The organism is Hymenobacter segetis, assembly GCF_038448715.1.
Lineage (GTDB): Bacteria > Bacteroidota > Bacteroidia > Cytophagales > Hymenobacteraceae > Hymenobacter > Hymenobacter segetis.
The window spans coordinates 82,736-101,396 of the sequence record NZ_JBCEVZ010000005.1 but is presented as its reverse complement, the minus strand read 5'-3'; the positions used below and the strand labels follow the sequence as shown (position 1 = coordinate 101,396).

Below are 18,661 nucleotides of genomic sequence, written 5' to 3'. Positions count from 1 at the left end.
TACGCGGTAGGCCATTTGACGGCTATTTCGGTTGAAATAAAAGCGGCGCTTGGCCTGCGGTGTACTTTTGCGCCTGACTACCGCCGCGTTGGCGCTTCCAAACCTCCCCTTTTACTTCTTCACCAACCTACTTCCCGCATGGCTTTCCGCACCGAAAAGGACACCATGGGCACCGTTCAGGTGCCTGCTACCGCGTACTGGGGCGCTCAAACCCAGCGCAGCATCGAGAATTTCCCCATCGCCCAGGACATCAACCGGATGCCCAAGGAAATCATCGCCGCCTTCGCCTACCTCAAGAAAGCCGCTGCCCTCACCAACCGCGACGCGGGCATCCTTTCGGCCGAGAAAGCCGAGCTGATTGGCAAAGTGGCCGACGAGATTCTGGCCGGCAAGCTCGCCGATTCGTTCCCGCTGGTGGTGTGGCAAACCGGCTCGGGCACGCAGAGCAACATGAACGTGAACGAGGTGATTGCCTACCGCGGCCACGTCCTCAACGGCGGCCAGCTCACCGACGAAAAGAAGGCCCTGGCTCCTAACGACGATGTGAACAAGAGCCAGAGCTCGAACGACACGTTCCCGACGGCCATGCACATCGCGGCCTATAAAATTCTAACCGAAGTCACCATCCCCGGCATCGAGAAGCTGCGCGACGCGCTGAAAACCAAGTCGAAAGACTTCATGCACATCGTCAAAATCGGCCGCACCCACTTCATGGATGCCACACCGCTCACGCTGGGCCAGGAGTTTTCGGGCTACGTCTCCCAGCTCGACCATGGCCTGCGCGCCATCAAAAACACGCTGGCGCACCTCAGCGAGCTGGCCCTCGGCGGCACCGCCGTGGGCACGGGCATCAACACGCCCAAAGGCTACTCGGTGAACGTGGCCAAGCACATTGCCGACCTCACCGGCCTGCCCTTCATCACGGCCGAAAACAAATTTGAGGCCCTGGCCGCCCACGACGCCATCGTGGAGGCCCACGGTGCCCTCAAAACCGTGGCCGTGAGCCTGATGAAAATCGCCAACGATATTCGGATGCTCAGCTCCGGCCCGCGCGCTGGCATTGGCGAAATCGACATCCCCGACAACGAGCCCGGCTCCAGCATCATGCCCGGCAAGGTGAACCCCACGCAGTGCGAAGCCATGACGATGGTGGCAGCCCAGGTGATGGGCAACGACGTGGCCATCACGGTGGGCGGCTCGATGGGCCACTTCGAGCTGAACGTGTTCAAGCCGGTGATGATCTACAACTTCCTGCACTCGGCCCGCCTCATCGGCGACGTGTGCGTGAGTTTCACCGACAAGTGCGCCGTGGGCATCACCGCCATCCTGCCCAACATCAAGAAGCACGTCGATTCGTCGCTGATGCTCGTGACGGCCCTCAACCCGCACATCGGCTACTACAAAGCCGCCGAAATTGCCCAGACGGCCCACAAAAACGGCTCCACGCTGAAGGAAACCGCCATTAAGCTCGGTTACGTGACCGCCACCGAGTTCGACGAGTGGATGAAGCCCGAGGAAATGGTAGGCGAGATTAAGTAGCGCCTTTTAACTTCTGTTGAAAAAAGCCGCTCTTCCGCTCACGGAAGAGCGGCTTTTCTTTTTTCCCGGCATCTTTGCAGCCCTATGGATTTTTCCGCTCAAGTAGTCCTCGAAAACAACCGCGCCCGGCTGCGCCCGCTCGAACTCACCGACTTTGAAGCCCTCAAAGCCGTTGCTTTCGATGCTGACATCTGGAAATACACCCTCACGCGTGGCGACGATGCCGTGAGCCTGGCCGCCTACCTGCGCCAGGCCGTGGAAGCCCGCCAGCAGGGCCTGCGCTACCCCTTCGCCATCATCGACCGCGCCACCGGCGAGCTGGCCGGCAGCACCAGCTACTACAACGTGGCCGAGGCCGACCAGCGCCTCAGCATCGGCTACACCTGGGTGGGCACCAAGTTCCAGCGCTCGGGCCTGAACCGGGCCTGCAAGCACCTGCTGCTGCGCCACGCCTTCGGGTCGCTGGACTGTGAGCGGGTGGAACTGGAAACGGATTCGCGCAACCACAAGTCGCGCACGGCCATGGCCCGTATGGGGGCTACCGAGGAAGGCACGCTGCGCAGCCACCGCCCCACGCAGGGCGGGGTGCGGCGCGACACGGTCATCTTCAGCATTATCCGCCCCGAGTGGCCGACGCTGCGCAAGTCCACTTTCCAGGAGTTTGAATCCCGTGGCTGAACCAACCCCATCGGCCCCCGAGCGGCTGCGCCCACCCGAGCGAATGTGGCGGCGGCGCGTGGCCAGCTTCGGCCACGCCGGGCGCGGCGTGTGGTCGGCGCTACGCTCCGAAGTGCATTTGCGCTTCCACGCCCTGGCTACCGTGGTGGTTATCGGGCTGGGGTTTTATTGCCACATCACCCGCCTGGAATGGGCGCTGGTGGCCATTTCGGTAGCCAGCGTATGGGCCGCCGAGCTGATGAACACGGCCATCGAGGCCCTCACCGATTTGGCTTCGCCGGCCTACCACCTATTGGCTGGCAAGGCCAAGGACGTAGCCGCCGGGGCGGTGCTGCTGGCCGCGTTGGGCGCGGTGGTGGTGGGGGCGCTGGTGTTCGGGCCCTACTTTTTTAACGTCTGATTCCGGTCCCTGCCTCAACTATTGGCCGCGCCGGGCGTACCCATAGGGAGCCCCGCTTGGGGGCACGCCCCGCTTCTCCCTCAACTCCTATGCGTTTGCTCTCTTTCGCTGCTGCTTTGCTCCTCACCACGGCCTGCGCCCACCAACAGGTGAGCGTGACCACGCCCACGTCGCCGCCCCCCAGCGGCCAGGTGAGCGCCACCGATGCCGCCCCCACCAGCGCCAATACCGTGGACCCGGTGTACGCCCGCATCCCCGAATCGGATACCACGGCCCGCCCGCAGTGGCTGAAAGCCCGCATCGCGGCCGTGCTGGCCGAGCGCAAGCGCAACCCCATCACCCGCATTTTCCGCTATCAGTACGAGGGCAAAACCGTGTACTACCAGTCGGCCCCGTGCTGCGACCAGTTTTCGCAGGTATTCGACACCAAAGGCAAGCTGATTTGCAACCCCGATGGCGGCATCACCGGCAAGGGCGATGGCAAATGCCCGGACTTTGAAAAAAACAAAACCAATGAAAAGCTGGTCTGGCAAGACCCAAGGTAGCAATTATGAATTATGAGTTGTGAATTATGAGTTGTCGCTCTGGCAAGTCGTGGTCTGAACTCATAATTCATAACTCATAATTCATAATTACAGATGATTAACACTATTGCTAAGCTCGGCGCATTCAACGTTTGGGCCAACGAAACCCTGCTGCGCCGCCTCGATTCTTCGGTAGCGGCCGGCCAGGAAGTTCCGCAGCCCGTGCTGCGCCTGTTCAGCCACGCCATCAATGCCCAAGCCATCTGGATTGCCCGCATCACCGGCACGCAAAGCCCCGTAAAAGTGTGGCAGGAGCATGATTTGGCCGGTATTCATCACTGGCACGAGCAGACTTCGGCCCGCCTCGCGCAGCTCTGCGAAACCACCGACGAAGCTGAGTTGAACCGCCACATCCAGTACACCAACTCGCAGGGCGATGCCTACGATTCGCTGGTGAGCGACATCCTGACCCACGCCGTGACGCACGCCACCTACCACCGCGGCCAAGTAGCCACCAAAATGCGCGAAGGCGGCCTGGAACCCGTCAATTCCGACTTCATCACCTACTGCCGCGAAATGAGCGGGCAGGTGCAGCCGCAGCTGTAGAAACACGCCTTTTTCTCCTCAACAGGCAGCCCGGCACGTAGCTTTGGGCTGCCTGTTTTGCTTTTTGGAAATGGCCGAGTGCGGCAGCCACACGTTTAGTTCGTTTATGAAAATCCTGCTGGTTGAGGATGAGCCGCCACTGGCTTCGTTCGTCAAAAAAGGCTTTGAGCACGAAGGCTACGACCTGACCGTGGCCTACGACGGCCGCACCGGCTGGTCGCTCTACGAGCAGCAGCCCTACGACTTAGTTATTCTCGATGTGAACCTGCCCTACATCAACGGGGTGGAGCTGTGCCAGCGTATCCGGGCTAATAGCCGCCTGGTACCCATCCTGCTGCTCACTGCCCTCGATAGCCTCGACGACAAGGAAGCCGGGTTCGCCGCCGGAGCCGATGACTATCTCGTCAAGCCTTTCGAATTCAGGGAATTGCTGATGCGCGCTCGAGCCCTCACCCAGCGCTACGCTGCGGCCGCCGGCCAGCGCCAGGAGCTGCGCATGGCCGACCTCGTGCTCGACCTCGACGCCAAAACCGTGAGCCGCGCCGGCCAGCGCATCGACCTCACCACCCGCGAGTATTCGCTGCTGGAGCACCTGCTGCGCAACCGGGGCCGGGTCGTTTCGCGGGTTGATATTGCGGAGCGGGTCTGGGATTTGGATTTTGACACCACCACCAATGTCATAGATGTATACGTGAGCTACTTGCGCAAGAAGCTGGACCGCGGGTTTTCGCCTAAGCTCATCCATACCGTGGTGGGTATGGGTTATGTGATGCGGGAGGAGTAGGACCAATAATTGGTTGCAGGTTTCAAAAAGAAAGTCATGCTGAGCTTGTCGAAGCATCTCTACCGCGCAACTAATTAGATTTAGTATTGAGGTAGAGATGCTTCGACAAGCTCATCATGACATCTTGATGGAGCACACTACAAAAACCCCAACATGCTGATTCGCAATAAGCTGATGCTGCGCTTTACGCTGCTCGTGCTGGCTATTCAGGTCAGCTTCTCGGCGTTCATCTACTACTTCAATGCCAGCACGCGGGCGCAGCGGTTTGAGCACCGACTGGGCACAAGCGCCACGCTGGCCTCGCGGCTGCTGGTGCGCACCGGCAAGCTCGAAACCGGCCAGTTGGGCAGCCTGCGCCGCCGCGATATCCTGACCTTGCAGGAGGAGCAAATCAGCATTTATGATGCTGACGGCGCCCTCCGCTTCAGCAGTGCCGACGACATCGACCAGGTGCCCAGCCGGGCGCGCCTGCGTGCCTGGCAACCGGGCAAGCTGGTGCCCTTTAAAGGAGAAAAGCGGCGTGAGGGCGTGGGCCTGGACTATTTGCACGACGGCGAGCATTACCGCATTTTCGTTTCGGCCGAGGACAAGCCGGGCTGGGAGCGGCTGTGGCAGCTGGGCCTGCTGCTGCTGGTGGGCAACTTGGGGGCGCTGGCGCTGACTATTCTGGCGGGCTGGTATTTCGCGGGGGCAGCGCTGGCCCCGGTGGCGCGCATCAGTCGGCAGGCAGGGCGCATTTCGGCCACCAACCTAGGCCGGCGGCTGTCGGAAGGCAACGGGCGCGATGAGCTGGCCCAGCTGGCCTACGCCTTCAACGGCATGCTGGGCGGCTTGGAGCAGGCATTTGAGGCGCAAAAAAGCTTCCTGGCCCACGCCTCGCACGAGTTGCGCACGCCCCTCACCACCCTCACCGGCACGCTGGAAACCGCGCTGGCCTACGATGCCTCGCTGCCAGAAGCGCGGCAAAGTCTGGCGCAGGCACTGGAAGCCTCGCGCCACTTAACAGCACTTACCAGCAGCTTATTATCGTTGGCAAAGGTTGATGGCACGCTGCCGAAATTTGAGCCCGTGCGGCTGGATGAATGCCTGAATCAGGCCTTGAGCTTTGCCCGCGCCAAGTACGCGGGCCGGGAATTTCGCCTGGCTTTCGGCGAGCTGCCAGAGGAGGCCGAAACCGACGTATTTATGGTGCCTGGCAACGCCGAGCTGCTCACCACCGCGCTACTCAACCTGCTGGACAACGCCGGCAAATACTCGGCCGGGCCCGTGCAGGCGGAGTTGGCCTATGAAGGCCCGGCGACCCTACGCATCCGCGTTATCGATGTGGGCCCCGGCCTCAGCCCGGAGGAATTGAGCCACATTTACGAGCCGCTGTACCGGGCGGCGGGTGCCGTGGGTCGGCCTGGCTACGGCTTGGGCTTGCCGCTCACGCAGCGCATCGTGCAGCGCCACGGCGGCCGGCTGGAGTTGGCCTCGGCGGTAGGGCAGGGGACTACGGCTACGGTGTGGCTGCCGGCCGCTTAGCTTGCGAACCGATAGCCCCGCATGGCCGCTAAGCTCAACATTCCGTAAAGAAAAGCCGTGGCGGCAGTGGCCGCGCGCAGCATCTGAGGAGGCTTTATTTCCAGCGTATTACCCTTTTTCCAAATTAATCAGGCAGGTATGAGTTTCATCGTCATGGGGGTTTCGGGCTGCGGCAAAACAACGGTAGGCGAGCAGCTCGCCCAAAAACTCAACCTGCCTTTTTACGATGCCGACGACTTCCATTCGCCGGCCAACATCGACAAAATGGCCCACGGCACGCCCCTCACCGACGACGACCGACGCGACTGGCTGGCCACGCTGGCCACCAAGCTGGGCGAGTGGGAAAAGGCCGGCGGGGCCATACTGGCCTGCTCGGCTCTCAAAGAGAAATACCGCACCACACTCCAAAGCGAATCCGCTGAGCCGCTGCACTGGGTGTTCCTCGATGGGCCAAAGGAGTTGCTGCTGGAGCGCATGAGCGGGCGCAAAGGCCACTATATGCACTCCAATATGCTCGATTCGCAGCTGGCCACGCTGGAGCGGCCGGAGTATGCGTTGCGCTTGTCCATCACGCATACGCCGGAGGAGTTGGTTAGCCAGATACTGGATGCGCTGAAAGCGGATGCGGCCGTGGGCACCAAGCGCTAGCTGATGGCAACTGATGGCGCGGAGCTATGCCCTGTGCCGATTATTAGCGGGCCTTTGGCCCGCAGCCGCCTGCACAGTACGGGCAGTGTTCAACGATTGCAGGCCGGAGGCCTGCGAATAGTTTGGCACGGGGCACAGCCCCGCGCCATCTATTCTAGCGCCGTTTTCATGTATTCTAATACGGTTCTCATACCGTTTTAATGTCGGGTTGGGTGCTTTGCGGGCAGTTGCCACCACCGCAAACAACAATGTCTTCCCAACCCCGGCCCCTTAATTTTCTGGTTTTGCTCCTGGCTGGGGCCCTGACGTTGTCGTTGGGGCTCAATGGCTTCCTACTGTACAAAACGCCCGACCCCGTCGGCGACTGCGACGACCTGCAGGAAACGGAAGCCGACCTGCGCCTGACCCAGCGGCTGTTGGCGCGCTGCCAGGCCGCCCACCAACAGCAGGACAGCCTGCTGGCCCTCCACCCCGAATTACCGGCCTTATCGACGGCCACTGCCACGGCCCACTAAGCGGGCCTGCGGCTTCCTATTGCTCATTCTCTTCCTCATGAACTCCTTTTTGCGCCGCTCTTTCCTTCCCTCTTTCGCGCTCACGGCAGTGGCTGCCCTGCTGTCCAGCGGCCTCAGCGGCTGTTCGGCTAAGGCTGAAAAAGACACCGCCGAGGTGCTGGTCGAAGTGCCGGTGGTGACGCTGAAAACCTCCAATCAAACCCTGCACCGCGACTACGTGGCCGATATTCAGGCCGCGCGCAACGTGGAAGTCCGGGCCCAGGTGGCGGGGTTTCTGGAGCACATTTACGTGGAAGAAGGCAAGCCGGTGAAGAAAGGCCAGCTACTGTTTCGCCTGAACGCCAGCGCCTACCAGAACCGCCTGGCCCAGGCCCACGCGGCCGTAGCCAGCGCCCAGGCCCAGGCCGCCGCCGTGCGCGTGGAGCGCGACCGGGTGCGCCTGCTGGTGGGTAAAAACGTCATCGCCAAATCCGAATCGGCCCTTTCCGATAGCAAGGTGAACGACGCCGACGCCCAGATAGCCGCCGCCCGCGCCGGCGAGGCCGCCGCCCGCCTCAGCCTGAGCTACACCCTAGTCCGCGCGCCCTTCGACGGTGTGATTGACCGAATTCCCCTGAAAGTGGGCAGTGTGGTGGAAGAAGGCACGCTCCTGACTACGATATCGGATTTGAGTGCGGTATTCGCCTATTTCGATGTGGCCGAGGGCAGCTACATGAACTACACCAAGGCCCGCCGCGAGCATCCCGAACTGCACTCCGATTCGGTGCGCCTCACTCTGGCCAATGGCGAAGTTTACCCCCTCACGGGCCACATCGAAACCGCTGAAAGTGAGTTCAATCCTAACACCGGCTCCATTGCCCTGCGCGCCCGCTTTGCCAACCCTGACCGCCTGCTCAAGCACGGCGCATCGGGCAAAGTCCGCCTGACCGACCAGCTGCCCGCGGCGCTGCTGCTGCCCCAGAAAGCGGTGTTCGAGATTCAGGACCAAAACTTCGTGTACGTGGTGGACCAGGCGGGCATGACGCACACCCGCAGCTTCGTGCCGCAAACGCGCCTCGGCGATTTCTACGTGGTGAAGGACGGCCTGAAACCCGGCGAGCGGGTGGTGTACGAAGGTGCGCCGGAGCTGCACGACCAACAGAAAATCAACGCCAAAACCGTGCTGATGGATACGGCTGCAATAGCGGCGCAGTAAATCCAGTAGCGTGGACTCTGCGAGTCCGCGCCCGAAAGAACGTCCTGCAGAGCCTAGCGAAGCATCTGGCCCGCCTCGTTGCACCGGCCCTGATTGCCAAACCGCGCGAGATGCTTCGCCGCGCTCTGCATGACCTTCTGAATCAGCCTCTATCCAGGGCAAATCCTTAAAACCGCCTAAACGCGGGCTCGCAGAGTCCACGCTACTGCTTATGTTCGACATCTTCATCCGCCGGCCGATTCTCTCGCTGGTGATTTCCGTTTTTCTGGTGCTGCTGGGCGGGCTGGCGCTGTTCACGCTGCCCATCACGCAGTTTCCGGACATCGTGCCGCCGTCCGTGACCGTGACGGCCAGATACACCGGGGCCAACGCCGAGGTGTGCGCCAAGGCCGTGGCCACGCCGCTGGAGCGCGCCATCAACGGCGTGCCGGGCATGACCTACATGAACTCGGTGAGCTCGAATAATGGCGTGACGCTCATCACCGTTTTCTTCGAGGTGGGCACCGACCCGGACCTGGCCGCCGTGGGCGTACAAAACCGCGTGACAACGGTGATTGACGAGCTGCCGGAGGAAGTTATCAAGGCCGGCGTGACGACGGAGAAGGAGGTAAACTCCATGCTGCTCTACCTCAACATCACGAGCGACGACAATACGGCGGGGGAGCAGTTCATCTACAACTTCGCTGATATCAACGTGTTGCAGGAGCTAAAGCGCATCAACGGTGTGGGCTTTGCCGAAATCATGGGCTCGCGGGAATACTCGATGCGGGTGTGGCTGAAGCCCGACCGCATGGCGGCTTACGAGGTGGGCACTGATGAAATCGTGCAGGCCATTCGGGCGCAGAATGTGGAGGCGGCCCCCGGCAAATCGGGCGAGAGCTCGGGCGGCGCGGCCCAGCAGCTGCAGTACGTGCTACGCTATACGGGCAAGCTGTTCGAGCCCGAGCAGTACCGTAATATCGTCATCCGCTCGAACCCCGATGGTTCGGTGCTGCGCCTGAAGGCGGTGGCCGACGTGGAATTTGGCTCGCTCACCTACGGCATGTCGTCGAAGAATGACGGGCAGCCCTCGGCGGCCATCATGCTGAAACAGCGGCCGGGCTCGAATGCCAGCGAGGTCATCGAAAACGTGAAAAACCGCATGGCCGAGCTGCAAAAAACCAGCTTCCCGCCCGGCATGAGATACAGCATTGCCTACGATGTATCGCGGTTTCTGGACGCCAGTATTCACGAGGTGTTGCGCACGCTGGTGGAGGCTTTCGTGCTGGTTTTCATCATTGTGTACCTGTTTTTACAGGACTGGCGCTCCACGCTGATTCCGGCGCTGGCGGTGCCGGTAGCGCTTATCGGCACGCTGGCCTTCATGCAGATGCTGGGCTTCTCGATTAACCTGCTCACGCTCTTTGCGTTGGTGCTGGCTATTGGTATCGTGGTCGATAATGCCATTGTGGTTGTGGAGGCCGTGCACGCCAAGATGGAGGAGAAGCACATGGACGCCCGCAGCGCCACCTACGAAGCCATGCACGAAATCAGCAGCTCGCTGATTGCCATTACCTTGGTGATGTCGGCGGTATTTATCCCGGTGTCGTTTATGGACGGGCCGGTGGGCGTTTTTTACCGGCAGTTTTCGCTCACACTGGCTATTGCCATCGTCATTTCGGGCGTGAATGCCGTGACGCTCACGCCGGCCCTTTGCGCACTAATGCTCAAGCCGCACGAGGGCGAGCGCACGGGTTTGGTGGGCCGGTTTTTCAAGGGTTTCAATAACAAATACGAGAAGCTGGCCGGTGGCTACCAGCGCTTATTGAACAACGTGGCCGGCCGCCGGGTGGTGACGCTGGCGGGGTTGCTGCTGTTTTTCGGGGCCACCTGGGGCATCAGCCGGATTTTGCCCTCGGGTTTCATCCCAACCGAGGACCAGGGCATGGTATACATCAACGTGACCACGCCCGCCGGGGCCACCGTGGAGCGCACCGAGGCCGTGTTGGCCCAGGTGCAGCGCATTGCGCAGAAGCTCAAGCCAGTAGAATCGGTGTCGACCCTGGCCGGCTACAGCCTGGTGAACGAGGTGGCGGGCTCCAGCTACGGCATGGGCATGATTAACCTCAAGGCCTGGGACGAGCGGGAGCAGTCGGTGGCCGAGTTCATCAAGGAGCTGGAAGACAAGACCAAAGGCATTGCCGATGCCGAGATTCAGTTTCTGCCGCCGCCCACGGTGCCGGGCTTCGGCAATAGCAGTGGGTTTGAGCTGCGGCTGCTGGATAAGTCGGGCAGCGGCGACTTGCAGAAGACGGCCCAGGCCTCCAAAACCTTCCTGGCCGCGCTGCAAAAGGAGCCGGCCATCAACGGCGCGTTCACCGGCTTCGACCCCAATTTTCCGCAGTACCTCATCCACGTCGACCAGGACATGGCGGCCAAAAAAGGCGTGACCGTGGACCAGGCCATGAGCACGCTGCAGACGCTGCTGGGCAGCTACTACGCTTCCAACTTCATCCGTTTCGGCCAGATGTACAAGGTGATGGTGCAGGCCGGCCCCGAGTACCGCGGCCGCCCCGACGACCTGCTGGCCCTGCACGTCAAAAACAACCGCGGCGAGCTGGTGCCCTTTTCCACCTTCGTGAAGCTGGAGCGCGTCTTCGGCCCTGACCAGCTCACGCGCTACAACATGTACACCTCGGCCATGATAAACGGCGATGCCGCCGCCGGCCACAGCTCCGGCGATGCCATCGCGGCCATCGAGCGCGTGGCGGCCAAGGTGCTCCCCAAAGGCTTCAGCTACGAATGGAGTGGCATGACCCGCGAGCAAATCCTGAGCGGCGACCAGGCCCTCTACGTCTTCGGCATCGTGCTGATTTTCGTGTACCTACTACTTGCCGCGCAGTACGAAAGCCTGCTGCTCCCGCTGCCCGTGCTGCTGAGTTTGCCCACCGGCGTGTTCGGAGCCTTCCTCAGCCTCAAGCTCCTTGGCCTCGAAAACAACATCTACGCCCAGGTGGCGCTGGTGATGCTCATCGGCCTGCTGGGCAAAAACGCCATCCTAGTCATCGAGTTTGCCGAGCAGCGCCGCCGCGCCGGGGCCACCGTGCTGGAGGCCGCCGTGCAAGGGGCCGTATCCCGCCTGCGCCCGATTCTCATGACCTCGTTTGCCTTCATCGCGGGGCTGATTCCGCTGGTCATTGCCAGCGGGGCCGGGGCGCTGGGCAACCGGTCCATTGGCACGGCCGCGGCGGGCGGCATGCTGATTGGGACGGTGTTCGGCATGGTGCTGATTCCGGGGCTGTACGTGCTGTTTGCCAGCTTTGAGAAGGTGAAGAATCTGGATGCGGAGGCCAAAGTAGAAGAGGAGGAAAAGGAACTGGTGGCGCATTGATGCCACAACGTGAACCTCACCTCCACAATGACAATTACCCCAATCATGCGTTTTCTCCCTGCCTTTCTCTCCGTCCTCGCCCTATCCACCAGCTGCCGCGTGGCCGCGCCCGACGGCCCCGCCGCCAGCCCCGCCACACCCAAAGCCTTCAACCAAACCACCGCGCCTACTGATACCGTCAGCGTAGGCAGCACGCCGTGGCGGCAGTTTTTCCAAGACCCCGCGCTGGCTGGCCTCATCGATACGGCCTTGCAGCAAAACCTTGATTTGAAGGTGGCCATGCAGCGGGTAGAGGTATTCCAGGCGCAGTACCTGGCCCGGCGCGGGGCGCTGTTTCCCTCGGTTTCGGCCGTAGGCACGGCGGGGCTGGACCGCTACGGCAAGTACACCATGACGGGCATCGGCAACTTCGATACCAACCTCTCGCAGAATATTGCCGACAACCAGCGCGTGCCCACCGCCCTCACGCCCGACCTGTTCGTAGGCCTGCGCAGCTCTTGGGAAATCGACCTTTGGGGCAAGCTGCGCAGCCGTCGCAAGGCCGCCTACCTGCGCGTACTTGGCTCGGAGCAAGGCCGCAACTTGGTGGTGACCAATCTGGTGGCTGACGTGGCCCGCGCCTACTACGAACTGCTGACGCTGGATAACCAGTTGGCCATTCTGCTCCGCAATACCCGCTTCCAGCAGGAGGGACTGCGGCTGATTCGCATTCAGAAACAGGCCGGCCGCGTCACCGAGCTAGCTGTGCAACAATTCGCCGCCCAGGCCCTACGCACTGAGAGCTTGGCTTATGAAACTCGCCAGCGCATCACCGAAACTGAAACCCAACTTAACCAGCTACTGGGGCGCTACCCGCAAGCCATCCGGCGCGGGCCGGCGCTGCCCAACCAGTCAGGCCTGCCCACCAAGCTCTCGGCCGGGCTGCCCGCTACGGCGCTGCTCCGCCGGCCCGATGTGCGCCAGGCCGAGTTGCAGCTCCGCGCCACCAGCGCCGACGTGGACGCCGCCCGCGCCGCTTTCCTGCCCTCGCTCACCCTCACGCCCTACGCCGGCCTCAATGCCTTCCGCGCCAATGTCCTGCTTGACCCTGGCTCCGTGGTGTACGGCGCGGTGGCGGGCCTCACTGGCCCTATCCTCAACCGCGCCCAGTACCGGGCCGATTTCCGCGAGGCCGTGGCCAACAATTACGAGGGCTACTATCGTTACCAGCAGGCCCTGCAAACCGGTTTCCGCGAAGTGGTAGTGGGCCTGCAAGGCCTGCAAAACTTCCAGTCCGTGGTCAACCTGCGCACCCGCGAGGTGGAGCAGCTCACCAGCGCCGTGGCTACTTCTAACGACTTGTTCGTAGCCGGGTACGCCACTTATCTGGAAGTCATTACCGCCCAGCGCAGCGTGCTCGAAGCCGAGTTGAGCCTAGCCGAAACCCGGCAGGCCCTGCTGCTACAAAGCGTGAATCTGTACCGGGCGCTGGGCGGCGGCTGGCAATAGCAAGAACGGTCATGCCGAGTGCCACCTGTCATCATTCACTGCGCTCAGAGATGACGGGTGGCACTCGGCATGACCGTTCTTTCGGCGCTATTTCTGCGCCACCTCCACTGACCTAGTCCCGGCGTAGTAGTACAGCTCCGCCCGCGACTTTTCGTAGCCGGACCGCAGGCTTTCCTGCTTGATGCGCAAGTCGATGAGCTTGGTTTCGCGGGCGTTGATTAGAAAGATGGTGCTTTCGCCCAGCTCGAACTTTTGCAGCTCGGCCTGAAGCAGGAGGCGCTGGTTGGCAATGGTTTGGGCTTGGAGCGCAAGCTGCCGCTCGTAGGCCTGCAGGGTGTTGTACACGGTGTTGACTTGCGTCACGATGGAGCGCTGGCTTTGCTGCCGCTCCAGGGTGGTTTCCTTCACCTGAATGCGGGTGTATTGCAGCTTGCCGCGCTCGGCCCGCAGGAACAACGGGAAGGCAAAATCGACGCCCACCTTATAATTGTCACGGCCGAAATTGTAGTAGGCGGGCACTTCGGGCTGGTAGAAATTACCCTGACTGAGCAGCACGCCGCTCACATTGAGCTTGGGCTTTAGCATCTCGCGGCGGTACCGTTCCTCGATGCCGAGCTGGCTGATTTTGGCTTCCAGCTTGCGCAGGGTGGGGTGCTGGGTAGCGGCCAGGTCGGCGAGGCGGGCCAGCTCGGCGCGGCTCACGCTGTCGAGCAGGGGCGCTTGCGGGGCGGCATAGGCGGGCAGCTCGGCGGGCTGGCCGTCTTTGGTCCAGAGGTGGTTGGAGAGCACGAGGCGGGCATTTTGCAGCTCCACGCGCAGCTGCTCGGCCTGCACCTGGCGGTCCTGCACCGTGATTTGGGCCTCCACCGAGTCGATGGGAGCCTGGTCGCCAATCTGGGCGCGGCGGGCGGTGCCCTGGAAGCGCCGGTCGGCCAGCGCCACGCCTTCCTGGATGAGGGCGGCCTGCTGGAAGGTGTAGTACCAAGTCCAGTAGTCCTTGGCGGCTTGCAGCCACACTTCGTTTATCTGCTTCACGCGGTCGGCTTCGGCGGCGGTTTGCATCACGCGGGCCTGGCGCAGGGTGCTACGGCGGGCATCAATCAGCAGTCCTGCCCCGATGGGCACCGACAGGCCGATGCCGGCCAGGCCGTTGCCGGAGGTGCGGCTTTCGGGGTTCACGTAGGTGCCCACGTTGCGGTCGTAGCTGGCTTTCAGGTCGATGCCGCCGGGCCAGAGCGGGATTTTCAGCTCGTTGCCCCAGTTGTTATAGTAATCGGTGCCGCCGAACTGCTTGCGGTGGAAATCGGAGCCGATTTTGGGGTCGAAACCGCCGCGGGCTTGCAGCACCTGGCTGCGGGCCTCATCGCTGAGCAAAGCGGCCTGCTTCACGATGGGGTGATTGGCGAACACCAAATCGGCCAGATTTTGCAGCGAAAACACCTTGGCCGTATCGCCGGGCCGGACGATGGCCAGCTGCGTGGTTTGGAGCGGCGCTTTTTCGAGGCCGGAACGGCGGGCGGGCAGGGTGGGGTTCTGGGCCAGGGCAGGGCGCGTCAGGCTGAATAAAAGCAGCAAAAGCAGCAGCCAGATACTACTGCGTTTGGGTTGAAAGAGCGTGTTGAATATGTTGGATAACATCTTGATAAATAACGTTTATTTCGACTGGCGCAACAAGAGCGGGTAGGGGCGGGGCCTGCCCCCGCCCATCGTTGAACATCTGGCGCGGGGTTCGTTCGACGGCGGGCGGGGGCAAGCCCCGCCCCTACTTACTTCCCTTTCACCGGCGCGTCGTCGGGCTCGGCTTGCAAAGTGGGAGGGAAGCCGTTGAGCTGCCGCCAGATTTCGTACCATACCGGCACCGAATCCAGAATGACCCAGCCCTGCACACCCGAGCCCAGGCGGAGCTGCCGAGGCCAGGGCTTGTCGCCGGTCTGGGGCTGGGCGGGGCGCACCAGCAGGCGGTACTTGCCGCCACCGCTGCTCACCACGTCAATCACCGACACGAAGCCGCCGAACGTGCCCACCGCCGCCGACGGCCAGCCCGAAAACTGAATCGCCGGCCAGCCATCGAACTGCAGCCGCACCTGCCGCCCGCGCTGAATGAGCGGCACGTCCATGGCCCGCACGTAGATTTCGGCCGCCAGCAGCGGCGATTCCGGCTGGAGCGTGGCAATAGATTCCCCCTCCTTGATGGTTTCGCCGATGCCCGCTTTGAGGGCCCGCACCACGTAGCCCGTCTGGGGGGCGCGCACCACGTACAGGCCGCGCCGCACCGCCACGTTGCTGATTTTGTTGCGCAGCGCCGCCACTTCGCCCTCCGAGCTGGCCCGGCTTGAGACGGCCGAGCTGCGGTCCGACAATGTTTTGGCCAAATCCTGGCCGTACTTGGCCCGCAGGTTGGCCAGCTCGATGCGGGCATTGGCCAGGCCTTGTTGGCTGCTGGCCACCTTGTTGCGCTGGGCCGTGACTTTGGCCAGGTCTTCCTGCAGCTTGAGGCGGCGGGTTTCGATGTCGGTGAGCGAGAACAGGCCGTTTTTGTAGCCCTCCTCGTAGCGGGCGAGGCGGGCCTGGCTGGTCTGATAAAAGTTTTGGATGGCCACGAGGTCGGCGCGGTCGCTGTTGAGGTAATTGGCGGCCTGCTCCACCTTGTTGCGGGCCGATTCGAGCTGCACTTCCAGGGTGGCGCGCAGGGCGGCCATCTGCTGGTCGGTGGCCGCGATTTTGGCGGCGTTGGCGGCCACGTTGCCGCGCTTGGCAGTCAGCTGCTCGCTCAGGCGCTCGGGCAGGTTGGGGTCGAAGTATTCGTCCTTGATTTCGGAGATGGTCAGCAGCGTATCGCCCTTGCGTACCAGCTGGCCTTCGCGCACGTTCCAGTGCTCGATGCGGCCCGCAATCTGGTTCTGCACGGTCTGGGGCCGGTCCTGCGGAGTAAGGGCGGTGAGGGTGCCGTTACCGGCAATCGTCTGCCGCCAGGGCAGAAACAGCGCAATCACGAACAGCACCCCCACTACCAGCAGGATGCGGCCCAGCCGCCGGCTGCCGTGGATGCGCAGTAGCTCGGGCCGCGACTGCCGGGGCACTTTCTCCCATACCTCCTTGGCTACGTGTTGGTTCGAGAGGTTAAGCATGGTTGAGGTTAGCGTGGTGGGAATCGAGGGGCAGGTCGGTGACGGCGGCCATTTTTTCGACCCCAGTCAGAATATCGAAAATGGTGCTCACGCCCGTCATCAGCTTCTCAATCGAGCCGCTGATTTGAACGATAAGCACCTCAGCGGCAACAAACTGCCCCAAGGTCATCTGGCGCGACACCACGAACAGCGTACCCGCAATCAGCAGGCTGGCCGTGAGCACTGTGCGCAGGGCGGTAGCGTAGCTGTAGTAGGTTTTCAGCACCCGGAAATGGGCGTTGCGGGCGTGCAGGTAGCCGGCGGTAAGCTCGTCAGTACGGGTCAGGGCTTCGTCTTCCCGGGCGTGGCTGGCGCGCACCTCGGGCAGGCGGGCCGCCACTTGCTCCAGCCAGTCCACCAGCTCGTATTTGTAGGCCGACTCCTCGATGCTGGTGCGCAGCGCCCGCTGGTAGTTCACGGCATAGATGAGGATGAGGGCAATGATGGTGAACAGCCCCAGCGCAATAAAAATGGGGTGGTAAAACGCCAGCACCAGCACCCCAAACAGGATTTGCATGCCGGCAAACATCAAGTCAATCAGCAGCTTGGTGAGGCCCTTCTGCACCGTGAGCACGTCGAAGAAGCGGTTCACCAGCTCCTGCGGATTCTGGCCGGCTAGCGCCTCGGGCTTGATGCGCGGCAGCCGGTAGGCAAACTCGATGGCGGCCTTCGCAAACAGGCGCTGCTCGATGGCTTCCACCATCGTGAGCTGCCCGATGAGCAGGATGCTGGCCAGCAGCACGCCACCCACCACCACCCCAATAAGCAGGTAGGTAGAGCCAAAAACGGCCCCGGTTGAAACCAGATTGAAGACCGCCTGGGTGCCCAGCGGCAGCGACAGACTGACAATGCCCGCCACCACGGCGTACCAGATAATGTGACGAATCGTTTTGCGCTCGGTGTCGAGCATTCGCGTCAGTCGTTGCCACGGCGTGGGCGGCGGCAAAGTACTAGCGTGTGAAGCCATTAAAAAGAGATAAAGAGGAGGTAATTCATCCGGTCAGCGCAGGGCCTGCGCCGCCGAATACAGCCCTATAAATGCCTGTTTCCAAGCCTTTGTTGCAGGCATTTTCCGAATTAATCCCCTTTTAACTACCTGTTAATCCGCTTTTAATTTTTGGAATGAGCGGCTTTTTGCTATGTATCGAGCCGTTCCGCTGAGATTGCCGAAGCATGACGGGCGTTTTCTATCCAACTGTTGCTGCGGGCCTTCTTACCCACAACAAAAAGCCCCAACCGTTGCGGGTTGGGGCTTTTTGTTGAGTAAGGCGCTGGCCGTCTAGTTCAGGGTTGTTGTGCCAAGCTCCTTCACTTGGTCGCTAACGATTGTAATGCCCGTCAGCACCTTGTTCTGGTAAGTCTGACCAGCCGGGGCCGTGACTGTTGGGAAGAATTCTACCCGATAAGTCCCAGCCGCCAAACCGCTTATCCGGAACTCACCCGAGGCATCGGCCGCCGTGCTCACCGTATCAGGCGCGAGCAGGCCCGAGGTGCGGATAGCCAGAATCTGGGGCCGGGCCGCCGCCGGGTTCACCGTGCCGTGCAGGCCAGCGCGCAGGTCCTGCGCCACCACCCGGATAACGGGCTTGAGCAGGTACCGCTCCTTTTTGTCGTTGCCCGGCTTCCAGTTGCCGCGCTCCACAATGGACTTGGCCACGTCAAAATCGAGCAGTAGCTGGAACGTCTCGCGCAGTTTCAGGGTGGCTTTTTCCAGCTTCAGCTTCACGCCGGAGGTTTGGCCGCTGGGCGTTTTCAGGTCATACTGCTGGCCATCGCGGCCGATAACGTAGCTGTTCGGCCCCAGGATGAGGCGGATTTCCTTGAGGTCGCCGGGGGCGAAGTCGTCGTTCACCAGCAGCGCCGAGTTACCGTTCACGTACTCCAGCACATTGATGGCGCGCGGGGTGAAGTTCAGCTTCTTCCAGCCGTCCGGGTCAGCCTCGTCCTTGAGGTGTACTTCCACCTGAAGCACGTCGAGCACCACGCTGCGGAAGTCACCAGGAGCGTCCATCAGCCGCACTTCAAGCTTGGACGTGTTAGCGTTTTCGTCGGAACTCTTGGAGCAGCCCGCCAGGCCCAGCAGGGCAATGGCAGTGAGGGGAAGCAGGCGTTTGAACATCATAGCGTTGGCGTTAGTTGATTATTGAATTAATACAAAGTCCCGACTATCAATCAGATAGTCGGGACTTCTACTCCAACAATTCGGCCAAAGTTGCTTTTTGC

Annotated in this window: 16 protein-coding genes; 12 read left to right on the top strand and 4 right to left on the bottom strand. The window is 61.9% G+C overall.

The features are described from left to right. Positions 1 to 138 precede the first annotated feature (138 nt). From fumC to AAFH49_RS03730, 12 genes are all read left to right on the top strand, one after another. Complete coding sequence (gene fumC / locus AAFH49_RS03785; RefSeq protein ID WP_342296123.1) at positions 139 to 1,539, top strand: class II fumarate hydratase; 1,401 nt, start codon at positions 139 to 141, stop codon at positions 1,537 to 1,539. An 84-nt stretch (positions 1,540 to 1,623) separates the two neighbouring features. After that, complete coding sequence (locus tag AAFH49_RS03780) at positions 1,624 to 2,217, top strand: GNAT family N-acetyltransferase (RefSeq protein ID WP_342296121.1); 594 nt, start codon at positions 1,624 to 1,626, stop codon at positions 2,215 to 2,217. After that, a complete protein-coding gene (locus tag AAFH49_RS03775) occupies positions 2,210 to 2,617 on the top strand; it encodes a diacylglycerol kinase family protein (RefSeq protein ID WP_342296119.1) in 408 nt (135 codons plus the stop codon). Before AAFH49_RS03780 ends, AAFH49_RS03775 begins: the two co-directional genes overlap by 8 nt. 89 nt (positions 2,618 to 2,706) lie before the next feature. Next, entirely contained in the window at positions 2,707 to 3,162 is a 456-nt protein-coding gene (locus AAFH49_RS03770) for a DUF6970 domain-containing protein (RefSeq protein WP_342296117.1), read from the top strand. Positions 3,163 to 3,255: 93 nt separating this feature from the next. Next, complete coding sequence (locus tag AAFH49_RS03765; protein ID WP_342296116.1) at positions 3,256 to 3,747, top strand: DinB family protein; 492 nt, start codon at positions 3,256 to 3,258, stop codon at positions 3,745 to 3,747. Positions 3,748 to 3,853: 106 nt separating this feature from the next. Beyond that, complete coding sequence (locus AAFH49_RS03760; protein ID WP_342296114.1) at positions 3,854 to 4,531, top strand: response regulator transcription factor; 678 nt, start codon at positions 3,854 to 3,856, stop codon at positions 4,529 to 4,531. A gap of 153 nt (positions 4,532 to 4,684) precedes the next feature. Beyond that, the gene (locus tag AAFH49_RS03755; RefSeq protein ID WP_342296112.1) at positions 4,685 to 6,055 is read left to right on the top strand and encodes a sensor histidine kinase; all 1,371 of its coding nucleotides are present in this window, start codon (positions 4,685 to 4,687) and stop codon (positions 6,053 to 6,055) included. A 138-nt stretch (positions 6,056 to 6,193) separates the two neighbouring features. Further along, the gene (locus tag AAFH49_RS03750; RefSeq protein WP_342296111.1) at positions 6,194 to 6,703 is read left to right on the top strand and encodes a gluconokinase; all 510 of its coding nucleotides are present in this window, start codon (positions 6,194 to 6,196) and stop codon (positions 6,701 to 6,703) included. A gap of 248 nt (positions 6,704 to 6,951) precedes the next feature. Further along, entirely contained in the window at positions 6,952 to 7,218 is a 267-nt protein-coding gene (locus AAFH49_RS03745; RefSeq protein WP_342296110.1) for a hypothetical protein, read from the top strand. 37 nt (positions 7,219 to 7,255) lie between these two features. Further along, a complete protein-coding gene (locus tag AAFH49_RS03740; protein ID WP_342296109.1) occupies positions 7,256 to 8,413 on the top strand; it encodes an efflux RND transporter periplasmic adaptor subunit in 1,158 nt (385 codons plus the stop codon). Between the two features lie 211 nt (positions 8,414 to 8,624). Further along, a complete protein-coding gene (locus tag AAFH49_RS03735) occupies positions 8,625 to 11,783 on the top strand; it encodes an efflux RND transporter permease subunit (RefSeq protein WP_342296108.1) in 3,159 nt (1,052 codons plus the stop codon). 45 nt (positions 11,784 to 11,828) lie between these two features. Then, positions 11,829 to 13,271, top strand: coding sequence for an efflux transporter outer membrane subunit (locus AAFH49_RS03730; RefSeq protein ID WP_342296107.1), 1,443 nt, complete (start codon positions 11,829 to 11,831; stop codon positions 13,269 to 13,271). A gap of 87 nt (positions 13,272 to 13,358) precedes the next feature. On the opposite strand, the gene AAFH49_RS03725 is transcribed toward AAFH49_RS03730, so the two are convergent. The 4 genes from AAFH49_RS03725 to AAFH49_RS03710 all read right to left on the bottom strand — a co-directional run bounded on the left by AAFH49_RS03725 (position 13,359) and on the right by AAFH49_RS03710 (position 18,560). Continuing rightward, a complete protein-coding gene (locus AAFH49_RS03725) occupies positions 13,359 to 14,909 on the bottom strand; it encodes a TolC family protein (protein WP_342296106.1) in 1,551 nt (516 codons plus the stop codon). A 128-nt stretch (positions 14,910 to 15,037) separates the two neighbouring features. Next, positions 15,038 to 16,399: an HlyD family secretion protein gene (locus AAFH49_RS03720; RefSeq protein ID WP_342296104.1), complete on the bottom strand. Its 1,362-nt coding sequence runs from the start codon at positions 16,397 to 16,399 to the stop codon at positions 15,038 to 15,040. Further along, the gene (locus AAFH49_RS03715; protein WP_342296102.1) at positions 16,392 to 17,405 is read right to left on the bottom strand and encodes an ABC transporter transmembrane domain-containing protein; all 1,014 of its coding nucleotides are present in this window, start codon (positions 17,403 to 17,405) and stop codon (positions 16,392 to 16,394) included. Before AAFH49_RS03715 ends, AAFH49_RS03720 begins: the two co-directional genes overlap by 8 nt. 312 nt (positions 17,406 to 17,717) lie before the next feature. Continuing rightward, the gene (locus tag AAFH49_RS03710) at positions 17,718 to 18,560 is read right to left on the bottom strand and encodes a DUF4382 domain-containing protein (RefSeq protein WP_342296101.1); all 843 of its coding nucleotides are present in this window, start codon (positions 18,558 to 18,560) and stop codon (positions 17,718 to 17,720) included. Between the last annotated feature and the right edge of the window lie 101 nt (positions 18,561 to 18,661).